The sequence below is a fragment of the Streptomyces sp. SID486 genome (assembly GCF_009865385.1).
Lineage (GTDB): Bacteria > Actinomycetota > Actinomycetes > Streptomycetales > Streptomycetaceae > Streptomyces.
This window is the reverse complement of the sequence record NZ_WWJT01000274.1, coordinates 1-264: the sequence shown is the minus strand read 5'-3', so window position 1 is coordinate 264 and position 264 is coordinate 1. Positions and strand designations below refer to the sequence as shown.

General features: G+C 80.3%; 1 pseudogene. It reads left to right on the top strand.

Features of this window, described 5'->3' with window-relative positions:
- A pseudogene (locus GT045_RS39685) lies at nucleotides 1-264 on the top strand (S1 family peptidase); the annotation flags it as partial.

Here is a 264-nt window from a genome sequence, read left to right as displayed (position 1 = left end):
GGGCGGCGCGCGGGCGACGCGGGCGGTGCGGGCGGCGCGGCCGGCGCGGCCGGTGTGGCCGGTATGGCCGGGGAGGGGTGCCACGATTGCCGGGCGGAGGCGGCCGACGCGGAAGGGGAGCCCGCCGGGCCGGCGGCGGTCATGGGTGGCGGGCAGGACGACGATGCGTGTGCGGCGGAGCCGCTCACCGGCGCCGTGCCGGATGGTGACGGTGTGGTGCGGGGGATCGGTGCCGTGTCGGATGGTGACGGTGTGGTGCGGGGG